This window comes from Halocatena halophila (assembly GCA_027563145.1).
GTDB classification, from domain to species: domain Archaea; phylum Halobacteriota; class Halobacteria; order Halobacteriales; family Haloarculaceae; genus Halocatena; species Halocatena halophila.
Window position 1 is genome coordinate 841,731 of sequence record CP071306.1, and the last position, 24,974, is coordinate 866,704.

Genomic DNA, 24,974 nt, shown 5'->3' on the forward strand with positions numbered 1-24,974 from the left:
TCGACAACACTGCGGGCGATTTTTAAAGGAACTGTTCGATGTTTTGATAGCGGATCGCAGCCCACTGGTTGCGAGAAAGATCGAAGGTCTCGAACAGGGCAAACTGATCGACTGATTTGCTCGTCGAGAGTTTGTCGGTCCCAAACATGAGATCCTCGGCATGGTTTGTGAGAAACTCCTGGGCAAACGACATGTCGCGTGCGAGCGCGTTCCAACCCGACCCCCCGGAGAGGTCGCCATACAGGTTGTCGTACCGGGTGAGAAGTCGTGGGACTGGACCACCAGAATCGACCGCTTCCGTGGGATAGCCCCCGAACTGTGTGGGATTTTTCGAGAGCTGTGACCACCAGCCAGGGCCATGCGCGATGAACGTCGTGTCGGGATAGGATCCAAGCATCGATTCGAACCCACTCAAACCAATCTCATCGGTCGCGTTCGTCTCGTCGATGTGAAACAGTAGTGGCACGTCGTGTGTCGCACACAGTTCATAGAGGACCTGCATGTATTCGTGATCGATCGCCAGCGGTGCTTTGAGCTCTCCGATCCCCCTGGCTCCCGCATCGAGGTACGTTTTGATACGCGTCTGGAGCTGATCGATCCCGAACCGTTCGATCTGCTGTGGACCGACTGACGCGAACGGAATGAGTCGATCAGGATAGTTGGCGACCTCACGTAGCACCCACCAGCTGGGGACCGGATACGACCATGCCGTTGGCGATTCCAGTGGGTGGACGATCGCTTTATCCACACCGTTTTCGTCCATCCAGTTGATCGCCGCGTCCGTTCGGAATGGCTCGCGATCGAACGCTGGTTCGGGCGTCAGATGGATGTGAACGTCGATTAACGGCAGTTCAGCCGGTCGTTCGTCACCGTTTGGAGCTGCCGAGTCCGATGTCCCGGACGCTGACGTGGTGCCATTGCTCGAGGACTGCGTGATATCAGCATCCTGGTCCGCCGAACAGCCTGCAAGCCCAACGGCTGTGGCCCCACCGAGCATCGTGAGTGCCTCCCGGCGGGTGACTCCTTCTCGTACCATGAGCAGGTCTATCACATCACCGACTGTAAGGTGCCCGAACTAACACGCGATCGATTACATTTCCGGTAACACAACACCCAGAGCCACACGTTTGACGCTCACACACTATCCATGCTGTTTCCGGAGACACTCCAGATCGAACGGTTGTCGTTCGAGCGACTAGCACACGAGAGAGTCGACCTGCAGCCTACCACGAGGTTGCTCTGTGAGTAGGAGAATGATCTCGCAAAGCCAACAATCTGGGTTCGAAAACGGCTCTGGGACGGGGGAACTCTGGCGAGCGAGCGGACGCACTGCTCGAACGTGCCTTCGAACCCCTCGATTTCGGGCGGGTAGCAATTGCACTCCACGGTGAGAACGACCGATCGTTTCCTGCGGTCGAACGCTACGTCGAGGCCTCCCTCAGTCTTCGACGTAGTAGAACCAGTCGTCGTGGTCGTCGACGCGTCGTTCCACACAGTCGAAGAAGGCGCTCTGAAGCTCCTCAGTGACAGGTCCCCGAGTGCCTGTGCCGATTTCGGTGTCATCGACGGATTTGATCGGCGTGACCTCCGCTGCGCTGCCGGTGAAAAACAGTTCGTCGGCAGTGTAGAGCTCGCCACGGCTGATCGAGGCCGAATCGTGCACCGTATAGCCCATTTCACGGGCGAGCGTGATCACCGACCGGCGGGTAATGCCGTCCAGAATGCTCTCTGCAAGCCCGGGCGTGTAGATCTCGCCGTCCCGAACGAGAAAGACGTTCTCGCCGGGGCCTTCGGCGACGTTTCCCTCCTTGTTGAGAACGATTGCCTCGACGTAGCCGTTTCTGCGGGCTTCTTCGCCAGCGAGCATGCTGTTGACGTAGAGCCCAGTCGTTTTGGCGTTCGTCGGGATCTGACTGGACGCGTGCTTTCGCCACGAGGAGACCATCACGTCGACGCCGTTTTCCAGCGCCTCCTCGCCGAGATACTTCCCCCACGGCCAGCACGCAATCGCCACGTCAGTCGGACAGCCCGCCGGACTGACCCCGAGGCTGTCGTAGCCGTAGTAGGCGATTGGACGGATATAACACGATTCGAGTTCCTGGCGGCGAATCAGCTCGACTGTCGCCTTGGTGAGCTCGTCCGGTGAAAATTCGATCTCCATATCGTATGGCTTTGCTGACTCGTACAGCCGATCCAGATGCTCTTCCCACCGGAAGATTGCTGGCCCGTGTTCGGTCTCATAACACCGGACTCCCTCGAACACGCCACTACCGTAGTGGAGTCCGTGGGTCAGCACGTGAATCTGTGCGTCGTCCCAGTCGACGAACTCCCCGTTCATCCATATCGTATCGACATCCATATCCGCGAAACTCATAGTCTACTCTCAGTTTGGGGGGGTAATGAGTGTTGGCGGTTTTTGCGACCGTTTGTGAATTTTTCACACGATTCTGGCGCGTGTCTGGTAGACCGACACATCCGTTGCCAGGGTTGGAAGGTTCTTAACTGGCGGGCCCAATACGCCGACAATGAACGGTAACGAGTTCGGACGACTGTTTCAGGTGACGACCTACGGCGAAAGCCACGGTCCGTCGATGGGCGTGACGGTGTCAGGCTGTCCTGCGGGCCTCGAGCTAACAACTGCGGACATCCAGCGGGAACTCGATCGGCGAAAGCCCGGTCAGTCGATGATCACGACCAGCCGAAACGAACCGGACGCCGTCGAAATTCACAGCGGACTGCAGGACGGTGTCACCACGGGAACGCCGATCGGAATGACGATTCAGAACAAAGATTCCCGATCTGGGAAATACGAGCCGTTTATCACCGCGCCACGGCCGAGCCACGGCGATTTTACCTACTCGGCAAAGTTTGGGACGCGCAACTGGGGTGGCGGTGGGCGCTCATCGGCACGCGAAACCGTCAACTGGGTCGCTGCGGGTGCAATTGCACGGAAAATCCTCGAGCAAGAGGGAATCACGATCGGCGCACACGTCAATCAGATCGGCGAAATATCGGCACCGTCGGTGACGTTCGATCAGCTGTTGGCCACCGCCGATGAGAATCCGGTGCGATGTGCCCACGCCGAAACCGCAGAACGCATGCAAGCGAGAATTGAGGAGTATCAGGAGGCGGGCGATTCGATCGGCGGCTCGATCTACTTCGAGGTGCAAGGGGTTCCCCGTGGGCTCGGCGCACCGCGGTTCGATTCGATTTCTGCGCGGTTGGGTCAGGCGTTGCTCGCCGTCCCGGCAGCGACGGGCTTCGAGTTCGGACTCGGACGCGAGGCAAGAGCATACACCGGGAGCGAGCGCAACGAGGACTGGACGTTCGACGATGCGGGCGATCCAATCCCAGTTGGTAACGACCACGGAGGCATCCAGGGAGGGATCACGACCGGACAGCCCATTTATGGTGAGCTCACGCTTCACGCACCGACCTCGATTCCACAGACGCAGTCTACCGTCGACTGGGAGACAGGCGAACAGGAGGAGATCCAGGTGATCGGTCGACACGATCCCGTGTTGCCACCGCGTGGCGTCCCGGTCGTCGAGGCGATGGTGGCGCTCACGCTGGTCGACTTCCTGTTACTCGGTGGGCACGTCAATCCTGACCGACTGGACGGACAGCTCGGTGAGTACGACACGCCGTATCACCCACACTCACCGAAAAACGAGTGAAGTCAGTTACCAGTACGGCGTCGATCGAACGACACTCGATCGGACGCCAAGCGCAACTGCACCACAGATACTGAGCAGGACGATCCCGGTCGTCGGGACAACAGCCGTTGTGTGTGTTTCCGTAAGTGTGTGCCCAAGCGTAAGCAGCGAGCCGATTGCGCCGAGTGCAATCACCAGCACGGCGAGTACGCCGAGCAGTCGTGTCCGTTCCATGTTGTGTGAGTCACTGCGCTGGACAATTTACGTTTCGTCTCACGGCCATTCAGTTGTCTGTGCTGTTCGGCGTCCATCCAACACGATAAAGCCCGCTTCGAACGGAGATAACCCATGACAACGGTCGCTGTGCTGTGTGATCCACCACAACCGGGAACTGTCCTCTCGGGACTGACCGGAAACGCGTCGCCACTCTCCGAGGAGGAGGCTGCCACGTTGTACACCGCGCTGTTGCGTGACAGCTGTCGTGCCGTAGAGCGCAGCGGTGGGGAGTTGCTCGTCAACTATCGTGAGACGAGAGACGACGCCGAAGCGAAGGTCCGATCTGTAGTCGAACCAGCCATCGATGCGGTCGATGACGTCAGATTCGAACGCCAGGTTGGCAACGCGTTCGCGTCTCGCGCCGGCAACACGACGACACACCTGCTCGAGCGTGAACAACAGGATTCGGTCGCGATCACGACGCCCGAAGCAGCGTTGCTCACACGATCACAGATAGACACCGCGGCGATGAAAATCCGGCAATCACCGGTCGTGCTCGGTCCCGCACCTGGTGGGCGGGTGTACTACGCCGGCTTTGGCGAACCGATCGACTTCGCCAATGTGTTCGATTCGCCGGCGATCGAAACACTCACCGATCGTGCGGTTGAGGCCGGACTCGATGTGGACTTCATCGACCGGTCGCCACTACTCGAAACGCTCGATGATCTCGCAGATGTTGTTGTGCAGTTTCGGGCCAGACGACGGGCAAACCGGCTCGTCCCACCGCACACGATGGCGGTGATCGACGATCTCGGCCTCGGCGAGACACGGTCGCTCGACGACCGTTAATAATTAAAGGACCCCACCGGTATGGGGTAGTACGGATGCGGTGGGGTGGCGGAGTGGACTAACGCGCCTGTCTTGAAAACAGGTGGCCTATGGCCTCATGGGTTCGAATCCCATCCCCACCGGTAGCAGTTTTTTGCGAAAGCGTGTTCTATCGGATACGCACCTTCCAGCAGTCACGATCCTCACTCCGAATCGAGAGCGACGCATGTGGGTGGGTTTTTCCGGACCCGGAACAATTGACGGCTATGCGAATCGGCATCGTCGCACAGCAACACAATCCCCGTGCTACCACCCTTGCCACAGAACTCATCCAGTCGATTGACGATGTCGTCGTCGACGAAACGACGGCCACGGCGGTTGAGGCACCCGGCATCGATATCGACGAGATGGGAGCGTGCGATCTCGTCGTCAGTATTGGCGGCGACGGGACGTTCTTGTTCGCTGCAAGGGGAATCGGAGCCACACCGATAATGGGGGTTAATCTGGGAGAGGTTGGGTTTCTCAACGCGACGCCCCCCGAAGCCGCGCTCGAAACTGTCCAGGAAACGATTCATGCGCTCGAATCAGCATCACAGCCGCCAATCCAGCCCGTCCCCAGGCTTCTGGGTGCGACCGACGACTGGACGCTGCCACCAGCACTCAACGAGGTTGCCGTGATGTCACCCCGTCGAGGACCACCGACGGAGCTATCGTTTTCGATCGATGTGGATGGTGATCAGTACACCTGCAATCAAGCCGACGGTATTCTCATCGCGACGCCAACTGGATCAACGGCGTACAATCTGAGCGAAAACGGACCACTCGTTCATCCGACGGTTGGCGGACTCGTGATTACACAGATGAGCGCTGCTGGGGGCATGCCGTCGCTCGTGGTCGACACCGACGCCACTGTGACGATCACAGCCCGTGGCACTGGTGACGTTGTTGCCGTCAGCGATGGCCGCGCGAAACAAACCGAGCCGACGCCAGTGTCGCTTGCGGTCTCGACCGATGCGCCACCGGTCCGGATCGCCGGCCCGGAGATCGATTTTTTTGGTGCACTCAACAAACTGGAGTGACACTGATGAGCGTGTTGGGTGGGGACAATCATTTCGCAACCCCTATTCGGTCCAAACTCCTCGTTGTTGTTAATGAGCCAGCAGTTACCGGACGTGCAGGCGTCGAGTCCAACCGTGAGCATCGGACTCAATCGCGTCGGCGTGACCGGTGTCGAAAAGCTCGTGGAGATCGATCAGAACGGAGATCGACCCGTCGTCCTGATGGCAGAATTCGAAGTGTTCGTCGATCTGCCCAAATGGCGAAAGGGTGCGGATATGAGCCGGAACATGGAAGTCATCGACGAGACGCTCGAATCAGCCGTCGGTGACACCGCCTCCGGTGTCGAAGACGTGTGTGGGACGGCCGCCGAACGACTGCTCGAAAAACACGAGTACACGACGCAGGCCGAAGTCCGAATGGAGGCCCGCTATGTCGTCCACGATCGAACGCCAGAATCCGAGCGCCTCACCCAGTCGACCGCCGACATCATCGCAAGTGCAACGGCGACCGAGGACGGGACCAGCGAAGAGATTGGCGCGCGCGTGACGGGCATGACGGTGTGTCCGTGCTCACAGGGAATGTCCGCCGCACGTGCCCGTGAGACGCTGCTCGATCTCGGCATCGATGACGGCACCATCGAGGACTTTCTCGATGCAGTGCCACAGCCTGGACACTCCCAGCGCGGTCACGCCACGCTGACGATCGAAACCGACGACGATGTCGACATCGATGTCACGGACGTTATTGACATCGCTCGCGACTCGATGAGCGCTCGGATCTACAACCTGGCAAAGCGACCCGACGAGGATTACATGACCTACGACGCACACGCCGATGCGAAGTTCGTTGAAGACTGTGTCAGGTCATTGGCCGATGGCGTCACTGAGACGTTTTCTGCGCTCCCAGACACGGCTGTCATCACGATGAAACAGTCGAACGACGAGTCAATCCACCAGCACAACGCCCACGCAGAGCGCGTTGCGACGATGGAAGAACTCCGGGCAGAAATCGAAGCCTGAACGGGCTACCGAGTGTTAATCGAACGTTAGCGGTTCTGCATTCTCCCAGCGCGGTTCGAACTCGCCACGCACTTCACTCGCGAAGCTACGGTCTTTCAGATCGATGAGCGCAAACCGGTCGGACTCGCGCAATGGGTGAGCAACCTCAATACACACCTCAGAATCATCAACGATAGTGAACGTTCCCGTTACGTCGGAACTCGTCCGACAGTCGAAATTCCGGTGTGGAGAGAGACTCGTCCGATAACGCGTGCCAACCGACGGTGGGAGATCATCGACGAGTGCCGGACGCATCAACAGCGATACGTCAACGTCACGTGAAAGCGCATCTTCCAGTGCGATCGAGACGCGCTCGCCAATCATGTTGATATCGAAACGATCGGAGACTGTCGAGGCGACCATCACGATCCGGTCGTCTGCTGCATCAAGCCGTTCGACGAGCAGATTGTCCACCTCTTCAGGCCCGACAGCGGCGGTCCAGAACCGCTCGTCGTGGGGGTCTGCGCTTTCGAGGCTGTCGGTTAGCTCCTGAACGATCTCTTCGTACTGGGATTCTTTTTCCGAAAGCTCTCGTTTTTTGTCTTCGAGAAGGCGATCAAGGGCGGTTGCGGGCTCGACGGCGACATACTTTTTTGGCCGAGACGCCGTCTGCGACCGAACGAGGCTATACTGCTCGATGCTGTTGAGAACGTCGTATATCCGTCCCATTGGCACCTCGCTGACGTGAGACAACTCTTTTGCCGTTGTCGGGCCAGTTTTTAAGAGTGCGCGATAGGCGCGCGCTTCGTATTCGGAGAGGCCCAGGTCTCGCAAATTAGCCATTGTATAGAGCAATTCTTCCCTATCGATAAAAACACATCGGGAGTTTACTCGCCCTGAACGAGCGAAACGAGGTCGTCTGGCGTTCGAACGCGATCAGAGACCGTCTCGCCGGTGGTTACCGCCGCCCAGCCGTCGTGGTCGCCAGTGAGTGCGACGATCTTTTCGTGGTCGGCGATCCTGAGTGCCGCCCGATGGAGATCGCTCCCGGGAGCATCCGCTACTGTGATCGTCAGCGGCATCAGGCGGGCTCGTTCGACTGCGGTGGCGTAGTGTGCCACCTCTGCTCCCATCCGATCGCTGGCACCAGCAAACTGGGCGAGGGTCTCGCGTGCAATCTCGGCGTAGCGATCCGTTCCGGTGAGCACCGACAGATCAACCAGTGCGTTGGCGAGTGTGGTGTTCGAATCAAGGGGATACAGCGGCTTCTCGAGGAGTCCGGGTCCCTCGATGGGGCCATCGACGAATCGTCCATCGCTCGATCGGAGTGCGTCGATGGTCCAGTCCGCAATCGACGTTGCCGTCTCGAGAACTGCTGGATCGATCGTCTGGGCGACCGTCGTCAGCGCGTGCAACAGCGACGCCTGATCCGTGAGAAGTCCGGCGGGGCCATCAGCAAAATGCTGGACGCGACCGTCCGAATCGAGAAGCTCACTGGTGACGTGATCGAGTGCGCGTTCGGCAAACCGCCTGGCGGTCTCATCATCGGTGAGTGCATAGTAGCGTGCGCAGGCCCGGATGGCGATCGCGTTTCCATCAGCGAACACGGTCGAGTCAACTGCAGGGGTGTCGGTCGATTCTCGATCGGTTGCACTGAGGGTGTAGTAGTCGCTTGCAGCCTGACTCCCAGCAAACGCCGATCCCGTCCAGAGCGTGGTTGAAAGGAACTCGATGAGTCGCTCTGCCGATCGTCGATACTGTTCGTCACCAGTGTACTGGTAGGCTGTCGCGTATGCGCCACAGAGCGCCCCATTCGTCGATAGCAGCTTTGCGCGGTGTGGATCTGCCCAGCTGGGTTCGTTCGCATACCGGTATGCACTGCCATCGTACTCGTCGATCAGTCCACGAGAAATTGCATCAAGCGTTCTGGTTGCCGGCTCTCGAGCCCGTTTGAGCGCAAACTCGATCGTTCTGGGAAGTGGGAACTTCGCACCCGTCCCCCAGCCTGCGTTTTCTGTATCAAACGCGCCGTGGAGCTGTTCGGTCATGTGCCGTTCGATTTGCTCGGAGAGCTCACCCGACGGCGGTGGACCGCCCTGGAGTGGACGCGGGACCGATCCCGTTCGACCGCCGTCGTACGAATCGCGAACGCGCTCTACAACGTTTCTGAACGTGTTCGCATCCATGTAGGTCGAACCAGTGAGGATCTCACCGGATGGTGAAAGAAAGACGACAGTGGGAAAACCACCCATTGTGTATCGGTCTCGGATCCGTGGCCGGCGGTCGGGATCGACGAGCACCGGAACAAAATCGTCGTTGACGTTGGCGGCGATCATCGGCGAATCGAACGTTTCGCTCGCCATCGTCTCACACCGTTCACACCAGGGTGGGGACAGCACCAACAACAGGGGTGTATCGGTCTCTCGGGCGATTTCGAACGGCTCGGCCCCCCACTCGTGAAACTCCACGAGCGTGTCACTGTTCATGACGACAATCGGCTGGCTGGCTGAATGGATGTTTCGAAAGGCCAGACTACCGCTCGTCGATAGCCTCCACAACGGCTGGGGTGTCGTTGGTTGGATCGTTGACTGCCCGCGAGACTGGATATCGATTGAGGGTGTCGTCATCGATCGGTGCGAGCGTCTCGATGGGGTCCCCAGATAGCCACGCCTGTTCGGTGGCCTCCGAGAGCACCACCGGCATCCGGTCGTGGATTGGTTCGACGGTCGCGGTCGGTGACTGGGTCAGTATCGTAAACGAGACGAGTTCCTCTGCGCTCCGGTCCGGACCATCTCGAGCGAATGCATCGAGCTGTGTTTGAACGTGTGGTGGAGTCCATCGCTCCCAGAGCCCGGCCAGTGCGAATGGACCGCCGTCGCTGTGGACGAACCGGTAGGGCTGGCTGCGCTCGTCGCTTGACCACTCGTAGAAGCCATCCACCGGAACGAGACAGCGACGGTGTTGATAGGCGTCTGCGAACATTCGCCGGTCTGAGACCGTTTCAGCACGGGCGTTGATGTGATCGGTCGTTCGTTTGTCGGCCCACGACGGCACTAATCCCCAGTGTGCGCGCTGAATCGTATCAGCATCGTCATCCCGGATAGTTGGTAACTGCTGGCCTGGTGCCGCGTTGTACCGTGGCTCGAACGAAAACGACAGCTGGGCGTCGAACCGAGCCTCGAGCGCCGCTGGATCGACAAACAGACTGTACCGGCCACACATGGACAGTAGTTGGGTCCCAATCAGCTTAAACGTCTGGCCCTTCAGCCACACAGCAATTTAAATTAAAAGAAGCACAACCGTCGACCGTGTCCAACGATCCCCCCTTCGAAATCCCTGCGCGGCCCGAACGGCGATTCACCGGGAACACGCTCCGATACGACGGTGACGTGACGTTTACGCTCACGGCCACCGATCCTGATGACCACCCGCTCGAACAGACGATCACGCGCGTCCTTGAAGAGGGCCCGTATCGCTACGGCGACTGGTTTGACCTGCCGATCCCCGTCTGGCTGGTCCACGACGCAGACCGAAACGATACGTTCAGGGTGTCGATCAGCGATGGCGCAGTGAGATTGCACGTCCTTCCGGGAACGACGGGATCGGGACTCGAGGCGTTCTACGGACGACTCGTCGATCGAACGGGAACACAGTGGGAGATCGACCGACAGGTCAAGGTATAGTCACAGCTCAGGGCTCGCCGAAGACACAACCGATATTGCGGGGTGGATCAACTCCTGACGTATGACAGTGTCTCGCGCAGTCGAGTTAGACGGCCATATCATCGATTCAGGAACGCTCCAGACCTGTTTCACCACAATCATGGAACAGGGTGGAACGTTCGAGGTGGAGTCGTTCGATATCGGCAAATCCGAAACCGAAGAGTCCTACGCACGACTTTCTGTCCGGGCAGACACCGAAGACGAGTTGAAAGCGATCATCCACGAACTCCATCAAAACGGAGCCAATCCGATCGATCCGAAAGATGCCACGCTCGAGCCCGCACCCGCAGATCAGGTCGTCCCCACCGGCTTCTATTCGACGACCAATCACCCGACTGACGTGCGCGTCGATGGCGAGTGGATTCCTGTCGAGCGCAACGAAATGGACTGTGCAGTGGTCGTCGAACGGACGCCAGCAGGCGCACGCGCAACAGCACGCGTGCTCAATGCGATCGAAGCGGACGATCACGTAGTGGTTGGTGAAACGGGGGTGCGAGTCAAACCCCCCGAGCGGCCACGTGACAGCTCCGGTGCGTTCGGTTTCATGCAGGGTGGTGTCTCTAGCGAACGTCCCTCGCAGTCGACGATCGCGAAGATCGCAGACGCCATCATCGAAACGAAATCATCAGGCGGGAAGGTACTCGCCGTCTGTGGCCCCGCACTGATTCACTCCGGTGCGCGCGAAGCGCTTGCTCGTCTCGTTCGAACGGGATATATTGATATGCTTTCTGCAGGCAACGGCTTTGCAGTCCACGACATCGAACGGGATCGATACGGTACCTCGCTCGGAATGAACACGGAAACGCTCGATCATCCGCGCAGCGGGCACAAACACCACATCTACGCGCTCAGCGAGGTGATTCGGGCAGGATCAATTCCCAACGCGGTTGCAGAGGGCCTCATCGACTCCGGCGTGATGTATGAGTGTGTCACTAACGACGTGCCGTACGTCCTCGCCGGGTCAATTCGTGATGACGGCCCACTCCCAGACACAATCACCGACACGATCGAAGCCCAGAACGCAATCAGAGAACAGGCACACCAGGCAGACATGGTGTTGATGCTCTCGACGCTGCTCCACTCGGTCGCCGTCGGGAACTGCCTCCCATCGACCACACGCGTCGTCTGTGTCGATATCAACCCAGCCACCGTGACGCAACTGCTTGACCGTGGCTCCGATCAGGCCGTCGGCATGGTCACCGACATCGGGACGTTCGTGCCAATGCTCGCAGAACAGATCTGTGAGTAGTTTCGAGGGACAACGATCGCCAGATTAATAATGTATAGGGCGATTTTATTAACAAAATGGACGTTGCTGTCACAGGCGGTTCACCCTGGCGAACGAATCGATACACACAGTTTGGCATTCTTGCCGTCATCGTCCTGTGTGGGTTCTCAGTCGTTGGAATTCTCGCGGGCCCTTCGAAGGTAGTGATAATCGCGTGGGTTGCGCTGCTCGCAATGGCACTCGCTGCATTCGTTGGTGCGCGCGGCGAGACGGCCACCGCCAGACGCCTCGTCTGGGGTTACGGACTGGCGAGTGGGGCAATGATTGCGAGCGCCTCCTTGTTTCTCGTTCCGGACGCAATCGGCTTCGATCCGAAGGTTGGTGGGATTGGAATCACGCTCGGCGTGTTGCTCGGATACGGCGCGCACACGATCGGTCACCGGCTTTCACACATTGAGGGATTGGGAACGATCACCGTTCAGTTGAGCGCACATTCGTTTGCCGGCGGTGCGATCATCGGGCTGATCTACGGAACACTTCCGGATCTTGGATTGCTCGTCGGACTGAGTATCATCTCGCACAAGGCACCCGCCGGCTATGCGGCCGCGAGACGACTCGTTCGCGACGGGAAAACCCCAACCGTGTTGTTGCTCCCGTCGGCTGCCGTCGGGCTGGCCGCACTGCCCGCAGCGATGATTACGGTTCAGAGCACGCCTGTCGAAAACGCGCTGCTGTTTGGCTTTGCAACCGGTGTCTTTCTCCACATTGCGATGGACTTTCTTCCACAGTGTGAGACTGGCTCAGAATTCAGCGATGCGCTCGGCGTGACCGAGTCCGACGCCGTCCATGCCGCGCTCGACCAACTCAGGGTTCATGCCGTCATCAGCACGATCAGTGGTGCTGTCGTCGTCGTCGGTGCCTGGGCTCTGCTCTCGTAATTTCGTCAGTGGAGCATCGTCTCACAGTGTGGACAGATCTTCATTCGAATCGGAATCTTCGATTCACACCAGGGACACTGCATCTCTCCCGTATCACTATCGTCTTGGCGCAACATGGTGATTTTATTTTATCAGTCGAAATATTAACTATAACGATCGTTATACGAGTTGATACACTGGAGCTTCGGTGGGCTCACAGTTCGATTCTGGAGGTAGGATCATCGAGTTCCCAGAGCAGTTTCGGGAGAAACGCATCGAGATGGTCTACAATTTTCCGTTCGGATACGTCCAGTCCGTCGCAGTGCTGGTGTGCTTTCTCCCTGATAGAAACGTGAATATCGCCATCCTCGACGTGAATCTCCAGGGGAAAGACCGAACAACGCGTGGGCTTCCACTCGTGTTCGGCATGAAGCGTACAGAGTCCCTCGTCATTGAGGAAATAACAGGCCTGATCGTCGACATCCACGAACTCCTCGCGATCTTTGGATTCTCGTCGGATGAAATCGTGGCCTTTCAGTTGTTTGAGTGGCCCATCGAGCGATTCACGTGCGGCGAGTTCGCGGAGGTCCTGCCCGTAGAGCAACACTCCGTGATGACAACACCAGGTACACTCGGGCACGCACTCGAACGTGAGCGCATCGTCGAACTCAACGACTGCCTCACAGCCGGGGTACACCTCCACGCGCGAATGTCCGCTCACGAACGATACAGAGGGTGGCAACGATGATACGTGTGTCGGCTACGAGTATCCACGCCAGCGTTTCCCACACTCCTGACACTTGAAAAACCGCGTTGGTGGTTCGTCGGCGGAGCCCGTCTGTTTGATCGTATACCAGGCCCGGTCGTGGCCACAGTCGTCACAGATAACTTCCGTGGACGGAAGCCCCTCGTCGGCCGCACCCTCCTCGGTTTCGATCACGTCGTCGAACGTCTGCTCGTCGGTGCTGATAAACGCCTCTGCTCGGTCGTCATCGCGTTCGGTCCGTTGATCGCAGCTCGAACAGACCATTTCGTCGGTGTCGCGGTCTGTGTGCATCAGTGAGCCACACGCATCGCAAAACTGCATACCCGACCTATTCGCTCGATGGGCTAAAAACGACAGGTCACCGGTCGGTCGAAATTGCTCCCGTATTTCGTGGTTTTGCACAGTAGACCGTCGCCTCAAGGCCCACCGAATCGAGCGTCTCCTCAACGGCCTGGAGAGCCCGACTGGTTTGCTCCACCGACGTGAGCCCATACACTGCCGGTCCCCACGAGGACTGGCCAACCCCAAAGAGCGCGCCACAGTCTTTGAGCTCAGTAATGAGCGCTCCCGCAGGGGGTCGGTAGACGCCGCCTTGCTGTTCTGCGTACCACGAACCGTTCAATCGACCGATGGCATTGATCGCCTGCCCGAACTGTTCGATCGAGTCACTCGCCACTGCTGGCAACAGCTCGTGTGTCACGACCGTCGCAATCGTATCACTAATGGCGGGGTCTGCGGATTCGACGACCGTTCGCATCGACGCGTCTTCGGATGCGCCGTGGTCTCCAACCACGCCGTCGGGAACGACCACGACAAACCGCCACGACTCGGGCACCGTGTGACATGCGATAACCGGCGGAACGGACCACTCGCCGTGTTCGGGGGGTGCGGTGGTGAACTGTTCGGTGGGATGACCGCCATCAACCACGAAGCCACCGGATTCGAACGTTGCGACACCAATTCCGCTGCGGCCGCCCCGCCCAAGCGACGGCGCTCTCGATCGAACCGCTGGATCGAGATCGTAGGCGCGCGCAATAGCAGTAAGTGTCGCAAGCGCGTGTTGCGTTCCGCTGCCAAGCCCAACGTGGCGATCGAGCGATTCGTGCACCTGGATTTCAGCACCCGGAACGGAAAGCAGTTCGACGGCCGCGTTGGCAACATCGCTGACGATCGAGGGCGCTCGGACAGTTCCAGCCCTTTGTGCTTCGATGCGGACGGTCGGCTCATCGATGGCGAGACCGATGCCACCATAGAGGCGCTGGCGAGCAAGCGAGAGATTCTGAAACCCTAGATGGAGCCGAGGGCCTGTCCGAACGACGACCATGCCCGAGTAACGCTGGACACGGCCATTCCGGTTGCGACACCGGAGAGTTGTACCACTATCGACAGTTACGACGTGACGATCGAGTGGAGAAGGTGGCCGACGAACACGAGGAGATACCCAATCGCGAGTCCCGTGGTGAGCCACATTCGACCCACCACTGAGATCAGGACGATCACGAGTGGCCCAGTGAGAATGAGTAGATCGTAGATTGGGTCGCGATCGCCAGCCCACGACAGAAAGCTCACTGATGAGAGATCCGTCGGGACGAGCTGTGTCAACAGCGAGACGATCGTTGCGATGACAGAGCTCATGGTGACCCTCCGTAGATAAGCGCTCGCAACAACACCAGTACGGGGATGAACTCGAGACGACCAACCCACATATTGAACATCAACAACAGTTTTGCGGTCGAGGGCATCTCTGGTCCAGTGATGCCAGTCGAGAGCCCGACGTTGCCCTGTGCACTGGCGACTTCGAACACCACATTTTCTAGCGTGTACACGTCAAGCGACACCAGCAACAACAGCCCCGTAATACCGACCGAAAGCAGCACGATTCCCAGCAATGCGATGATTGAGGCCTCTTCTAGCTCCTTCGAGACTTCAGTGTCAGTCAGGGTCCGACCGTCGATTTCGAATCGTCGGATCGCAGACTCCGGATAGAACACATCGGAGATTCGTCTGATCATTCCCTTTGCGAGCGTCAACAGTCGTATGAGCTTGATTCCACCGACGGTAGAGCCTGCTGCAGCCCCGACGAACATCCCTGCTGAAAGCGTCAGCTGGGAAAGGACTGACCACTGTCCACCGATATCTGCGGTCTGAAAGCCAGTACACGAGGCAGCGGAAATGAACTGGAAGAGCCCGTATCGAAGGGACTGAAACGACGTTCCGTACGTGTTGAAATGGAGGAGTAACCCAATGAGAGCGATCGATCCAGCACTGAAGTAGATCGCAACCCACCGCGTCTGCAGATCGCGTGCGACCGATCGAAAGTCACCACTCAACAATAGATAATGGATCGGGAACGCGATCGATCCCGCGATCATTATCGGGATCATGGCAAACTCGATCAGTGGTTCCTGATAACTCGCGAGCGAATTGTCAGTAATCGAAAATCCGCCGGTTGAGAGTCCGGTCATCGCGTGGTTGATCGCATCCCAGATTGGCATGCCGACCAGCCATAACAACAGCGTCGCTACGAGCGTGAACACCAGGAAAATCCACCAGATCGTCCGGACGGTCGAAACGATGGAGGGATGAATCTTATCCGAGCGGGCCTCGCTCTCATACAGGGTGAGCGATCCGCTCCCTGGCCGGGCGAGAATTGCTGTGGTCAACACGATCACTCCGACGCCACCAACCCACTCGGTGAACGACCGCCACCACTGAATCGTCCGCGGGAGGACGTTTTCGTGAACAGACATCGTGAGACCGGTGCCAGTAAAGCCACTCATGCTCTCGAAAACGCCGTTCAGTGGGTGTCGAAACGCCGCTAACGTCGGTGTGTCGAATGTGCCGGCCCAGGCTGGAGCGAGCGCTGCAGTCCAGGCAATCGTCAGAAAGGGCAAGGAGCCAAGAACCGCGACCAGTAGCCATCCGAGTGCGGCCACCATCATCCCGTGAAGCTTATCGACCGACCGACGGGTGCCGTATCGGAGCGAAAGGAAGCCGAGCGCGTAGGTGATTGCCGCCGAAATGAGCAGTCCAGGGATTGCAAACAGCTCACCCCACAAAAGCGGCATGACAATCGACAGCAGCATCATACCAGCAAGCGCCTGAAGGATCCGACCAATGTCGGGCAGAAGGGAGCGGAGACTGGAACTCATCTCTCAGATCGTTCCACAGTCAGAACCAAATAAGATACGTTTCGTGGCTCACCGACCGTGTGATCGCGAGGGCGAAGAATCATCGAAGTGCCCGAAGATATCCGTCACTCTGGGTGTGGCTCCCTGCTGGGCATACACCGTCACCAGATCGCCTGCCCGGATCGAGGTGTCTCCCCGTGGGGTAATCGGATCGGCTCCTTCATCGCGTTCGATCGCCACGAGCAGCATGTCATCGGTGAGAACGTCCGAATCACCGGCTTCGGAGAGCGTCATCCCTTCGATGGGGGCCTCCCGTGAGACGTGGATTTCGAACACTTCTGCGGTTTCCCCGACGGACATGTAATCGATCACGGCTGGACGCTCAACGGCGCGGTAGAGATAATCGGCGATCAATCGTTGTGGATTTTGCATCGTGTGGACGCCAATCCGCTCGAAGATGTCCATGTGGTGGGGATCCTGGACCACCGAGACGACCTTTGGAACGTCGAACTCGCCAGCGAGCAACGACACCATGATGTTCGTCGCATCGCGGTCTGTCGTCGAGATCACGGCATCTGATTGCTCGATACCGGCGTCCACGAGCGTCTCCTGGTTTGTGGCGTCGTCGTGGAGCACGAGACAGTCATACCGATTCGCTGCCCGTTCGGCGCGGTCGCGATCGCGCTCGATGACGACGACTTCGTTCCCACCAGCAGTCGCGACATCGATGAGCTGAATGCCAATGTCGCCAGCACCGACGATAATGAGATACATCGTTGTGTATCGCTCCAACGGTCAGTGGTGAAAATCCATCGAATGGATCAGCACTCGTAGTGAGACAGCAGTTCCGATTTGTGTTTTCTGATAGTCATAATACAGACGTCGGTAGCGTCGCTCACCTCCTGTTGTGTGACACAGTTCCCACCAGTCATCCGATCGGCCGTGTAGATGGCCCCAGCGGCGATTGCGACAGGATTTGCGCCCGAGCCGATATATTCGTCGGAGGCACTCTCGATGATTCGGTTTGCCGTGAACACGGTCCGGTGGTCGACATCGAGTTCTGAGCCAAAGCGCTCTACATACTCCTCTGGGGCACCGGGTTCAACCGCGAGTCCTAGCTTCGTGTTGATCGCACGCTTTGCGCGCGCGATCGAGTTCCGATCGATTCTCGATACGAGTTCAATTTCTCCTAGCGAGCGCGGGAGCCCAACGTTGCTCGCTGCGATGTGCAACGACGCAGACGTGAGTGCCTCGACCGATCGACCCCGAAGCACACCGTTCGTCTGTGAGAGCCGAAAGATGTCCGTTGCGGTCTCACGGACGTCTGTCGGCAATCCCAGTGCAGCACCCATGCGTTCGATTTCGGCGGTCGCCTGCTTTTGGTACTGTTCTGTAGAATCGCTAGACTGCGATTGCATTCGACGCAAGCGGTGCATCCGACGTCGCTTTCGAGCCTCAATGAGATTTCCACGCGCGTCGACATCTCGCCAGCTGATCGACGTCGATAGCATCGTATCCGAGCCAGTCCGATCCCTGGGTGGCCCCGTTCGTGAGCGTTCTTGATCCTCCGCAAAACTGTACGAGCGCCACTCCGGGCCGTGGTCGATAGACCCCTCCGAGACGACCATCCCGCAGTCAACACACGAGCGTTCGCCGTGTTTTGGATCCGCGACGATTTTTCCCCCACAATCCGGACACGTCGTCTTGCGTGTTTTTTTGTTTTCTTGAACACTCATTTTGAGATGCTGTTCTCTACGCACCTACTAAAGAATTGCGCAAATTCACTTAATTTCCCAATTCAATACATTCACTCTCTCGGTAATTAACCACTCATACTGAAATTCCAGATCGCCCCCAAAATTCTTCACCTACTACTGCCTGAGCCTAGATATGCACGATCTCGCCCACAGGCGATCGCCGGCCACGATCGTCGAGGCTGGAGCGTTACTCCAGTCGACGACGCCGGTTCGGCTGTCGATCCTTGAGCAGTTGAAAGACGATGCAACGGATAGTCAACAGGAGATTGCCGCCGCGGTTGATCTGTCTGCCTCTGCGGTTTCTCAGCATCTCGCTTCGCTGGCTGGTGGTTCACGGCCAATCGTCAACCGTGATGGATCGTTACCGGTGGTTACACCCGTTGGAACGAAGCTACTGGACAACATCTACAAGTTGCTACGGCTTCACGGCGTGGACACTGAATCCATTGACTGGTCATCCGAGGAAATCGTCGAGCTCCTCGATCCGATTTGTGTCGCAAACGGGCCATTGTTCACGCTTACGTACTACTCGATCGGGCTCAGAAACTCTTCGGGCGAACGACTCGATCTGCTGTTGTTTCCAAAGCGAATCAGCGTCGCGTCGATTCTCACCGACGTGCGGACCTGGCAAGAACGCCGCGGCGAATCCGTAACGCGGGGACAGATCAGATATCGGCTGAAAAAGCTCGCTGGGGCGGACGTTCTTGAGTTTTCAGATTCGACGATTACCCTGACTGAACACGGAAAACTCCAGCTTAGACTTTTCGAGCGGGTGATTCAGCTGTTCACGGCCGAGACGGAAGCTACCGAGAACGAATCAGCTGGAACGAGGGTGGGTTTCGATCGCGGCTCCGACGGGCCGACCGTAGTGCCTGCGCTCTGTGGACCCGACGGTGAACCGATTGCTACCGATTCGATGACGGTGGCCGAGCTCACCGAGTTTGCTGCTCGCTATGCCGACACGTTCGACCCGGATGCGACGCTCGAGCTCTCGTGGGTGCTACAGGAAGGCCCTCCGGCAAACTGAGGTCATCGTGCTCGGCCGACTTTCTGATGCCAGTTTGTGATTTTCTTTCCACGCCGGAACCCACCACGGTGGTTGAATCGTTCGAGATCCGATGGGAGTATCTCCGGATATGATGGTGCATCCTCAAGCGTCGCGAGCTGTTGAAACAGCTCTTTGCGGTCGTATTTGCGTTTGGGATCCATCGAAATCGTCGCCGCCGTATACAACGCACCCGGTGAGTACTGCTGTGATTCGTAGAGATGTCGCAGTTCGCTCGCCTGGTTCGAGAGATCCGCGGCGATATCGAGTCGGGTGTTGATCTCGCTTGCCTCAGAGATCATGTCGTTCGATTCTGCTATGCGTTCGGCCGCGTAGCCGAGATGGTTCGGCGTGTTCGTTTCTGCCACCGATTCGAGGTGTTCGAGCACCGTCTCGGTCTCGTTGACGATCGCTTTGTGATCGTTGCCAATTCCTCCAGGACCGAAACAGCCAGTGAACAGATCCGGAAAGAGAGGCACTGCTAATCGACTTCCCAGCAAATACCAATCCTCGTGTTGCACGCCGGTCGTCTCCCGCGCAACGGTGGCGACCGACGAAAACATGTCGTGATACGCGCCGGTGACCGAATGGTCCGGTCGGCCGATCTGTTCGATTCCGTTTTGCTCGTGGTCGAGTGTGAGTACCGCTGGATCGATCTCGAACTCCGACTCCCGAACGATTGTGCTGATTCCCGACTGTTCACCCTGTCCGAGCACGGAGACGATGTTGATTGGAAGCTGTCGGTTGGCCGCGTGTTTGACCTCAAGGGCGGCAACGTTCTTGCCGAACACGCGTTCGTTGTAGCTGATCGGATCCTCGACGCCCGAGTCGAGTTTTTGCTGGTGATTTTCTACCGCTGTGCGCCGCTCGGTGTTGAGTTCCCAGTTGCCGAGTGCGGTCATGAACGGCTTCATATATTCTCCCTGGCAAAACTCCAGATACGTTTCTGAAGACTGACGGGCAGCGTGCTGGGTAACATGTTCGGGCAACGATTCAAGGGCCGACCAGTAAGCCTGAATATTGCGATCCTGTTTCGTGGCTGAGTAGTACTTCGCGTAATCCAGGCTGTGTAAGATTCCCTGCTGAATCAGCGTCTGACAGAGTGCCCACCGGAGTCTCACCTCCTGATTGTCCGTCTCACGAACGGCCCGGGCGTGAAGACGTTTCAGATCATACGTGTCCATCAGAATGATCGGCTGTTCGTGTCGACTCGCGTTTCCCAGTATCGATGGCAGGTTAGAAAATAATGTAGAAAAGCACATACTTGGTGGCGTGAGATAGGCTTCAGTGATCATGGTGTCATCTCCTTGTTTTTTATGTGTGTTAATTCTACTGGACGGTGTTGCCTCTGAATTGGTGCCCAGTCCGTACACCCCCACAACGGCGGGGAGGACTGAGCGTAGCAGCTGCCTGCGTGTCTGCCCCATAGTCATATATATGACCTCTCTGGAGTTAATATTGTTGGTAATTAATAACTAACTAGTAATTCTTTTATCACTAGACTAGTTGGGACAATACTACTGGTCTAAGATATCAGTTCTAATTGAATATTGACGCCATAGAGATGCTAGCGCGCCAATAGTACCTTCTCAGGGGTATCAATTGGATATTCTATATTATTTATTGTTATTTTAGTTACAGCCAGATATGACCACTAGCAGTTACTAATTCCTCTGTTGTCTTACACACAATTTGGCCACGGTCGGAGAGTGGCGATCACACCGATCCAATACACTGAAGCCACTCACCGTCATGGGTGGTGCAATTCGTGATGGAAATCGACGCCCCCTCAAGGAGCGAGCATAGTTCCGGTTCGGTGTACCGTGTGAACACCCGCTGGTCGTTCTCGTAGGTGTCACCAACGGTCTTTCCCTCACCCAGTTTCACCGCGAGGGCGATCGTTCCAGTATCGAGGAGGCGACCGAACGCTTCAAGCGTTTTGCGGGCGTCGCCACGAGGGACGTGCAGGAAGGACGCACAGGCCCAGATACCGTCGAATGAACCGTTCGAAAGTCCTGGCGTGCGCATATCCATCCGAGCAACGTGACCGGGGACGCGATCGTTAGCACTCGCGAGAAACGATTTGGACAGATCAATCCCTATCACATCGTATCCCCGGCGATCGAACGTTTCGGTCTCCCAGCCGGGACCACAGCCGACATCCAGGATGCGATTGCCATCACAATTGTCGAGAAACCGTTCGAGCAGGGCTGCGATCGCAGTCCGATCCACGTGACGTGATTCGTATTTGGCTGCGATAGCGTCGTACGTGTCGATGGTCGCCTGCAGATCGGGATCCATACCCCTAAAAAATGGCACACACCTGAAAGCAGTTTCTACAAGCTTTTAGGGGCGGCCACCACCGTTTAGCTATGGGCACCGAACGACCACGAATCCTGTTGCTCGGTCCACCGGGGGCTGGCAAGGGCACACAGAGCGAAAATCTCGTTAGTGCGTTCGATCTCGACCACGTGACGACGGGCGACGCGTTGCGTGCAAACAAAGACATGGAAACGGAGTATGGAACCCCTCGGGAGTACATGGACGCGGGCGAACTCGTCCCGGATCCGGTCGTCAACGAGATTGTCGCAGCTGCACTCGAGGACGCCGATGGGTACGTTCTCGACGGCTATCCACGAAATCTCTCACAGGCGGAGTATCTCGATGAGATCACCACACTCGATCACGTGCTGTTTCTCGACGTTGATCGCGAGGAGCTTTTGCGCCGACTCACCGGCCGGCGCGTCTGTCCGGAGTGTGGAAAAACGTACCACGTCGAGTTCAATCAGCCCGAAACCGAGGGCGTCTGTGACGCCTGCGGAAGTGAACTCACCCAGCGCGATGACGACACCGAGGACGTTGTGAACGAACGGCTCGACGTGTACGATGAGAACACGCTCCCAGTCGTCGAATACTATCGTGACCAGGGCGAGCTCATCGAAATTGACGGCAACGACTCACCCGACGGCGTCTGGGAGACGATTCAGTCCACGCTGGAGTGACGGGCAGAGCTTGCTCCCTTCGGTGGTATGTCACACGCCATCAAATCTACAGAAAGGAGGTTTCATAACGCCTCATGCCCTAGGACTGGCCAATGGTACGTGCTGAACAGAAGGTGAACGATCTTCTTGCGGAAGATTCTGGCATGAGCGATGCACTCTCCGCCGTGCTCGCCGAAGCCGAACAAAATGGAGGAACGGTGGAGTGGGCCGATGTCAACGGCGAGTTGACCAGTGGCCAGTGGGGGCGGATCATCGAGAAGGGGCTGCTTCAGAGCGCCAACGGAAACGGATTCGCCGTCCAGCAGCCTGAGACGATCAAAGGCGCGCTCAACGGGCAGTTCAACGGGTCGAAATCCACGGCATCCAACGGTAGCTCCACCGCTGACGATTCGGACGAAGACACCTCCTGGACGACATACGACAAACTCGCCGGGCTCGTCGCCCTGGGCATGATGGCGGGCTACTCGATTCAACCCATCAAAAACACCGTGGGGGGCGTTATGCACATGTTGCTTGGTCCAGTGAACGCGGTCTTGCCGTTCTATGGCGTCGTTCTTCTGTTGGCCGTTGCACTGGGTTTCTACTCGACGGTGTTCCGCGCAAAGTTGATGGACACGGAGATGATGGGCGACCACCAGGAACGGATGAAAGACCTTCAGGAGCGCCAGAAGGCCGCCCGCGAGCGCGGTGATGACGAAGCGATCGAGCGCCTCCAGAAAGAGCAGATGGATATGATGGGCGATCAGCTCGGCATGTTCAAACAGCAGTTTAGACCCATGGTGTGGATCATGCTGCTGACGATTCCCGTGTTTCTCTGGCTCTACTGGATGATCGGACCGGGTCCACTCCCCGCCGGCGACACCACAGTGATCATGCCCTTTGCCGGGGAGGTCGCCTGGACCGACAGTCTGCTGGTCTTTCCTGCCTGGCTGGCCTGGTATATGATCTGTTCGATCGGCTCCACGCAGGTCATCCAGAAGGGGTTGAACATGGATATCACACCGGGTTCGTAAGACAACTACTTTTAGGCCACCGGTCCGAGGGTAAACATGTTAATCACGGTCTCCGGCCCGGCGGGCGTCGGAACGAGCACGACCGCAGAGCGACTCGCCGACGTGCTGGGATACGATCACGTGAGTGGGGGCGATATTTTCCGCTCGCTCGCCGAAGAACGGGGGATGAGTGTCCTCGAGTTTAATCAGCTCGCTGAAGAGAACGATCAGATCGATCGAGATCTCGATCGGCGCCAGCGGACGCTCGCGCAGGATCGCGACGAGCTCATTCTCGAGTCCCGGCTCGCTGGCTGGATGGCCGGCGAGCACGCCGATTATAAGATCTGGCTGGATGCGCCGCCATCGATTCGGGCCGCACGAATTGCAGACCGTGAAAAAAAGCCCGTCGAAACCGCTCGTGAGGAAACCCAGGCGCGCGAAGCGAGCGAAGCACTCCGCTATCGCGAGTGTTACGACATCGATATCGAAGATCGATCGATCTACGATCTCACTATCAACACCGCCCGCCTCGATCCCGCCGGCATCGTTCGGACGATTCGGTCGTTCGTCGACGCGTACGACGAGCGTGCCGATGAGGGAACGATGCCGATCGAAGGCGTTCGGTACGAGTTCTAGGCCGATGCGTGGTCCACCCACAGAGCGCGATATCGATTCGCTGTGCTCGTTCGGCGTCGTGAATCTCGATAAGCCGCCCGGTCCCTCAGCCCATCAGGTGACGGCGTGGCTTCGCGATCGGCTTGGCGTCGATAGGGCAGCCCATGCGGGGACGCTCGATCCGAAGGTAACGGGCTGTTTGCCGGTGTTGACCGGCGACGCAACCAGGATGGCACAGGTGTTCGATGATAGTATCAAGGCCTACGTGGCGGTGCTCGAACTCCATGGCCAGGCCGACGATCTCTCCGCACTCGAAGCGTTCGAGGGAGAAATCTATCAGAAGCCACCACGCAAGAGCGCTGTTGCTCGTCGCCTTCGGACCCGGACGATCCATCGCCTTGAGCTGCTCGAACGGGACGGGCGATCGGCACTTTGCTACGTCGAGTGTCAGAGTGGGACGTACATTCGAAAGCTCTGTCACGATCTCGGACTGGCGATCGGGACCGGCGCGCACATGGGCGATCTTCGCCGGGTGCAGACCGGGACGTTCGATGACACCGATCTGAACACAATGGAAGATCTGACCGATGCGGTGGCGTTTGCTGCGGAGGGCGAGGAGGAAACGATCCGGGAGGTGATCCAGCCCGCAGAGCGCGCACTGGTCGGGCTTGGGTCGGTTACGATTGCGCCGTCGGCCGCCGAGGAGGTTGCCAACGGCGCACCGCTGTACGCGCCGGGAATCATCGAAACGGATGGTGTCGAACGGGATGCACTCGTCGCGTGTTACACGCCCGACGGCGCTGCAGTGTCGATTGGAACGCTCGTGGGCGACCCCGACGGCACGAGTGGCCTCGTCGTCGACACCGAGCGCGTGCTCGTCTGAACCCCACCAAACTGGCCACCAGCGGGGAGAAAAGCGACACGCTTAATCGTGGATGGTACCTTGGCTCAGTTACGCGGGGCCGTGGGGTAGCCTGGTATCCTCTGCGCATGGGGTGCGTTGGACCTGAGTTCGAATCTCAGCGGTCCCACATTCTATCTT

Annotated in this window: 27 protein-coding genes and 2 tRNA genes; 14 read left to right on the forward strand and 15 right to left on the reverse strand. The window is 58.0% G+C overall.

The genetic code is table 11. From position 1 onward, the window contains the following. Positions 1-22 precede the first annotated feature (22 nt). The gene (locus tag JXQ78_RS04425) at positions 23-1,036 is read right to left on the reverse strand and encodes an amidohydrolase family protein (protein WP_330632269.1); all 1,014 of its coding nucleotides are present in this window, start codon (positions 1,034-1,036) and stop codon (positions 23-25) included. 402 nt (positions 1,037-1,438) lie between these two features. Continuing rightward, positions 1,439-2,374 carry a branched-chain amino acid transaminase gene (locus JXQ78_RS04430; protein ID WP_330632270.1) on the reverse strand — a complete coding sequence of 312 codons (936 nt, stop codon included), beginning with the start codon at positions 2,372-2,374 and terminating at the stop codon, positions 1,439-1,441. A gap of 151 nt (positions 2,375-2,525) precedes the next feature. Here JXQ78_RS04430 and aroC point away from each other — a divergent pair, with 151 nt between their 5' ends. Continuing rightward, positions 2,526-3,677, forward strand: coding sequence for a chorismate synthase (gene aroC, locus JXQ78_RS04435; RefSeq protein ID WP_330632271.1), 1,152 nt, complete (start codon positions 2,526-2,528; stop codon positions 3,675-3,677). Positions 3,678-3,683: 6 nt separating this feature from the next. Here aroC and JXQ78_RS04440 read toward each other — a convergent pair whose 3' ends face one another. Then, positions 3,684-3,890: a hypothetical protein gene (locus tag JXQ78_RS04440; RefSeq protein ID WP_330632272.1), complete on the reverse strand. Its 207-nt coding sequence runs from the start codon at positions 3,888-3,890 to the stop codon at positions 3,684-3,686. Between the two features lie 114 nt (positions 3,891-4,004). Here JXQ78_RS04440 and JXQ78_RS04445 point away from each other — a divergent pair, with 114 nt between their 5' ends. From JXQ78_RS04445 to mptA, 4 genes are all read left to right on the forward strand, one after another. Next, a complete protein-coding gene (locus tag JXQ78_RS04445) occupies positions 4,005-4,721 on the forward strand; it encodes a hypothetical protein (protein WP_330632273.1) in 717 nt (238 codons plus the stop codon). Positions 4,722-4,760: 39 nt separating this feature from the next. Beyond that, positions 4,761-4,843, forward strand: a tRNA-Ser gene (locus JXQ78_RS04450). A gap of 123 nt (positions 4,844-4,966) precedes the next feature. Continuing rightward, positions 4,967-5,779: an NAD(+)/NADH kinase gene (locus tag JXQ78_RS04455; protein WP_330632274.1), complete on the forward strand. Its 813-nt coding sequence runs from the start codon at positions 4,967-4,969 to the stop codon at positions 5,777-5,779. Positions 5,780-5,851: 72 nt separating this feature from the next. Beyond that, on the forward strand, positions 5,852-6,778 hold the full coding sequence (gene mptA / locus JXQ78_RS04460; protein WP_330632275.1) for a GTP cyclohydrolase MptA: 927 nt from the start codon (positions 5,852-5,854) through the stop codon (positions 6,776-6,778). 15 nt (positions 6,779-6,793) lie between these two features. Here the strand turns inward: mptA and JXQ78_RS04465 are convergent, their stop codons facing one another. From JXQ78_RS04465 to JXQ78_RS04475, 3 genes are read right to left on the reverse strand one after another with little or no spacing between them, the layout of a single operon-like run. Then, positions 6,794-7,600 carry a TrmB family transcriptional regulator gene (locus JXQ78_RS04465; RefSeq protein WP_330632276.1) on the reverse strand — a complete coding sequence of 269 codons (807 nt, stop codon included), beginning with the start codon at positions 7,598-7,600 and terminating at the stop codon, positions 6,794-6,796. A 44-nt stretch (positions 7,601-7,644) separates the two neighbouring features. Continuing rightward, complete coding sequence (locus JXQ78_RS04470; protein WP_330632277.1) at positions 7,645-9,384, reverse strand: DUF255 domain-containing protein; 1,740 nt, start codon at positions 9,382-9,384, stop codon at positions 7,645-7,647. After that, positions 9,290-9,979: an SOS response-associated peptidase gene (locus JXQ78_RS04475; protein WP_330632278.1), complete on the reverse strand. Its 690-nt coding sequence runs from the start codon at positions 9,977-9,979 to the stop codon at positions 9,290-9,292. Before JXQ78_RS04475 ends, JXQ78_RS04470 begins: the two co-directional genes overlap by 95 nt. Positions 9,980-10,065: 86 nt before the next feature. On the opposite strand from JXQ78_RS04475, the gene JXQ78_RS04480 reads away from it, so the two are divergent. The 3 genes from JXQ78_RS04480 to JXQ78_RS04490 all read left to right on the forward strand — a co-directional run bounded on the left by JXQ78_RS04480 (position 10,066) and on the right by JXQ78_RS04490 (position 12,645). Beyond that, on the forward strand, positions 10,066-10,440 hold the full coding sequence (locus tag JXQ78_RS04480) for a hypothetical protein (RefSeq protein WP_330632279.1): 375 nt from the start codon (positions 10,066-10,068) through the stop codon (positions 10,438-10,440). Positions 10,441-10,501: 61 nt separating this feature from the next. Beyond that, positions 10,502-11,728, forward strand: a complete 1,227-nt coding sequence (locus tag JXQ78_RS04485) for an ornithine cyclodeaminase, nickel-pincer nucleotide-dependent (RefSeq protein ID WP_330632280.1) — start codon at positions 10,502-10,504, stop codon at positions 11,726-11,728. A 56-nt stretch (positions 11,729-11,784) separates the two neighbouring features. Beyond that, the gene (locus tag JXQ78_RS04490) at positions 11,785-12,645 is read left to right on the forward strand and encodes a ZIP family metal transporter (protein ID WP_330632281.1); all 861 of its coding nucleotides are present in this window, start codon (positions 11,785-11,787) and stop codon (positions 12,643-12,645) included. 193 nt (positions 12,646-12,838) lie between these two features. Here JXQ78_RS04490 and JXQ78_RS04495 read toward each other — a convergent pair whose 3' ends face one another. The 7 genes from JXQ78_RS04495 to JXQ78_RS04525 all read right to left on the reverse strand — a co-directional run bounded on the left by JXQ78_RS04495 (position 12,839) and on the right by JXQ78_RS04525 (position 18,257). Then, complete coding sequence (locus tag JXQ78_RS04495) at positions 12,839-13,345, reverse strand: hypothetical protein (protein WP_330632282.1); 507 nt, start codon at positions 13,343-13,345, stop codon at positions 12,839-12,841. Positions 13,346-13,384: 39 nt separating this feature from the next. Then, positions 13,385-13,711 (reverse strand): transcription factor S, encoded by a 327-nt coding sequence (locus tag JXQ78_RS04500; protein ID WP_330632283.1) that lies wholly within the window; start codon positions 13,709-13,711, stop codon positions 13,385-13,387. Positions 13,712-13,748: 37 nt separating this feature from the next. Beyond that, a complete protein-coding gene (locus JXQ78_RS04505; RefSeq protein WP_330632284.1) occupies positions 13,749-14,714 on the reverse strand; it encodes a beta-ribofuranosylaminobenzene 5'-phosphate synthase family protein in 966 nt (321 codons plus the stop codon). 65 nt (positions 14,715-14,779) lie between these two features. After that, complete coding sequence (locus tag JXQ78_RS04510) at positions 14,780-15,025, reverse strand: hypothetical protein (protein ID WP_330632285.1); 246 nt, start codon at positions 15,023-15,025, stop codon at positions 14,780-14,782. After that, positions 15,022-16,542, reverse strand: a complete 1,521-nt coding sequence (locus tag JXQ78_RS04515) for a TrkH family potassium uptake protein (RefSeq protein ID WP_330632286.1) — start codon at positions 16,540-16,542, stop codon at positions 15,022-15,024. Before JXQ78_RS04515 ends, JXQ78_RS04510 begins: the two co-directional genes overlap by 4 nt. 48 nt (positions 16,543-16,590) lie before the next feature. Then, a complete protein-coding gene (locus JXQ78_RS04520; RefSeq protein WP_330632287.1) occupies positions 16,591-17,295 on the reverse strand; it encodes a potassium channel family protein in 705 nt (234 codons plus the stop codon). A 47-nt stretch (positions 17,296-17,342) separates the two neighbouring features. Beyond that, positions 17,343-18,257: a transcription initiation factor IIB gene (locus tag JXQ78_RS04525; protein WP_330632288.1), complete on the reverse strand. Its 915-nt coding sequence runs from the start codon at positions 18,255-18,257 to the stop codon at positions 17,343-17,345. Positions 18,258-18,411: 154 nt separating this feature from the next. On the opposite strand from JXQ78_RS04525, the gene JXQ78_RS04530 reads away from it, so the two are divergent. Continuing rightward, positions 18,412-19,305: an ArsR/SmtB family transcription factor gene (locus JXQ78_RS04530; RefSeq protein ID WP_330632289.1), complete on the forward strand. Its 894-nt coding sequence runs from the start codon at positions 18,412-18,414 to the stop codon at positions 19,303-19,305. A gap of 2 nt (positions 19,306-19,307) precedes the next feature. On the opposite strand, the gene JXQ78_RS04535 is transcribed toward JXQ78_RS04530, so the two are convergent. Beyond that, positions 19,308-20,618: a hypothetical protein gene (locus JXQ78_RS04535; RefSeq protein WP_330632290.1), complete on the reverse strand. Its 1,311-nt coding sequence runs from the start codon at positions 20,616-20,618 to the stop codon at positions 19,308-19,310. 421 nt (positions 20,619-21,039) lie between these two features. After that, a complete protein-coding gene (locus tag JXQ78_RS04540) occupies positions 21,040-21,624 on the reverse strand; it encodes a class I SAM-dependent methyltransferase (RefSeq protein ID WP_330632291.1) in 585 nt (194 codons plus the stop codon). Positions 21,625-21,695: 71 nt separating this feature from the next. On the opposite strand from JXQ78_RS04540, the gene JXQ78_RS04545 reads away from it, so the two are divergent. From JXQ78_RS04545 to JXQ78_RS04565, 5 genes are all read left to right on the forward strand, one after another. Continuing rightward, positions 21,696-22,325, forward strand: coding sequence for an adenylate kinase (locus JXQ78_RS04545; protein ID WP_330632292.1), 630 nt, complete (start codon positions 21,696-21,698; stop codon positions 22,323-22,325). Positions 22,326-22,417: 92 nt separating this feature from the next. Further along, positions 22,418-23,338, forward strand: a complete 921-nt coding sequence (locus JXQ78_RS04550; protein ID WP_330632293.1) for a DUF106 domain-containing protein — start codon at positions 22,418-22,420, stop codon at positions 23,336-23,338. 36 nt (positions 23,339-23,374) lie between these two features. Continuing rightward, positions 23,375-23,953, forward strand: coding sequence for a (d)CMP kinase (gene cmk, locus JXQ78_RS04555; protein ID WP_330632294.1), 579 nt, complete (start codon positions 23,375-23,377; stop codon positions 23,951-23,953). Positions 23,954-23,957: 4 nt separating this feature from the next. Beyond that, the gene (locus JXQ78_RS04560) at positions 23,958-24,815 is read left to right on the forward strand and encodes an RNA-guided pseudouridylation complex pseudouridine synthase subunit Cbf5 (protein WP_330632295.1); all 858 of its coding nucleotides are present in this window, start codon (positions 23,958-23,960) and stop codon (positions 24,813-24,815) included. Between the two features lie 75 nt (positions 24,816-24,890). Next, positions 24,891-24,963 (forward strand) — tRNA-Pro (locus JXQ78_RS04565). The last annotated feature ends 11 nt before the right edge of the window (positions 24,964-24,974 follow it).